General features: G+C 51.0%; 3 protein-coding genes and 1 pseudogene. 3 read left to right on the forward strand and 1 reads right to left on the reverse strand.

Going from position 1 to position 1,536, the window contains the following annotated elements:
• The 3 genes and pseudogenes from H3Z84_RS17015 to H3Z84_RS02305 all read left to right on the forward strand — a co-directional run.
• Window positions 1-124: pseudogene (locus H3Z84_RS17015) on the forward strand (IS3 family transposase); the annotation flags it as partial.
• A gap of 365 nt (window positions 125-489) precedes the next feature.
• Window positions 490-1,050, forward strand: a complete 561-nt coding sequence (locus tag H3Z84_RS02300) for a recombinase family protein (RefSeq protein WP_094625385.1) — start codon at window positions 490-492, stop codon at window positions 1,048-1,050.
• Window positions 1,051-1,136: 86 nt separating this feature from the next.
• Complete coding sequence (locus tag H3Z84_RS02305) at window positions 1,137-1,343, forward strand: hypothetical protein (protein WP_279627995.1); 207 nt, start codon at window positions 1,137-1,139, stop codon at window positions 1,341-1,343.
• A 56-nt stretch (window positions 1,344-1,399) separates the two neighbouring features.
• On the opposite strand, the gene H3Z84_RS02310 is transcribed toward H3Z84_RS02305, so the two are convergent.
• Window positions 1,400-1,536: transposase (locus H3Z84_RS02310; RefSeq protein ID WP_199456077.1), on the reverse strand; the 137-nt coding region annotated here is incomplete at its 5' end.

A 1,536-nucleotide genomic window follows, 5' to 3' on the forward strand; every position in this document is an offset into this window, starting at 1 on the left:
GCAGTCAATAACGGACTACATGATCGGTTATTACAGTGCCCTTCGCCCGCATAAGCATAACGAAGGACTGCCGCCGAATGTGGCTGAGCAAGCCTACTGGAAAGCTCAAAAGACGGTGGCCTAAAACACTTGACCACTACAAGGGGAATATCGGACGGCTACTTATTTGTGCACTTATCTGTGCAACTACATTATTACCAACCTGGACCGGCTGGATCGGAACGCCAAACAGGGCCTCACGTGGCTTGTTTGCTGAAAAAAAACGCTAATTTTATTAACTGCTTCGCGCAGGCCCTGAAAGGCAACGGGTTTGCAGCACAACTTAAGTTAATATACTCGGTTAATATTTCAATGTTAATATATTTCCTAGAGTTACGAGTAATTTAACTTTTGTGAGCGACGACCGGGTAGCTGCGATAACCGCCAACTTTTTAGGCCCGGTGGAAGAACCCCCAAATCTGTAAAGTTTGCCTGGAGAGTGAGAAGCATATGCTGGTTGGTTATGCACGAGTCTCGACTGACGATCTAAACCTCAACTTGCAACGAGACGCCCTCGACCAGGCTGGGTGTGAGCAAATCTTCAAGGATCAGCTTAGCGGTGCCAAAGCGGAACGCCCAGGTCTGCACCAGGCTTTGCAGTACGCGAGAACGGGTGACACCATAGTGGTCTGGCGACTGGATCGCTTGAGCAGGTCACTCAAAGACTTGATCGAGATGGTGACACTGCTGGAATCCAAGGGGATCGGCTTGAAGAGCCTCCAGGAAGCCATCGACACCTCATCCAGCTCCGGCAAGTTGATTTTCCATATATTCGGTGCGTTGGCTGAGTTTGAGCGGAACCTGATCCGTGAGCGCACCCAAGCAGGCCTCCAAGCTGCGCGAGCGCGTGGACGAAAAGGGGGTAGGCCTAAGTCACTCAGCAAAGATAAACAGGCCTTAGCCGTGAAGCTTTACGACGAGAAGGAACACACCGTGGATCAGATCTGCGAAATGATGGGAATTTCAAAGCCCACACTCTACAAGTACATCAAGGCGGCCAAAGGCCGGTGAATTTCGTGCAGGAATTTACGGTTTGAGGTGGATCCGGGTGGGCGGAACCGTAAGTTTCTGTTCAAATGCCCCCGCTAGGCCATCCCATGGCTGTGGGCAGGAATTTTGACGAAATCCTCCGGGTGATTGATGCACTGCAGACCGGTGATGCCCACCGCTGTGCACTGCCTGCTGACTGGCGCAAAGGAGACGACGTGATCATTCCGCCATCTATCTCCAATGAAGATGCCAAAGGCTTGTTCCCGAATGGCTGGAATGAAATTCGTCCTTATCTCCGCACAACCAAGCTTTAAGCTGGTTTGGAGGTCTCAGGGGTGCTTGTTTCTGACATGCACCCCTTTTTTCTGGTTCATCGCGCTTTACCGGGAAATGCTGCTTTTATCTTCAGAAAGAAGTAGTCGTTATCCCGGTAGCCGTAGGCCACCCGCTTGATCACCTTGATCTTGTTGTTCATTCCCTCCAACACACTGGTGTTCAGCCGGTAGA

It is taken from the genome of Marinobacter sp. bablab_jr003 (assembly GCF_016464245.1).
Taxonomy (GTDB): domain Bacteria; phylum Pseudomonadota; class Gammaproteobacteria; order Pseudomonadales; family Oleiphilaceae; genus Marinobacter; species Marinobacter vinifirmus.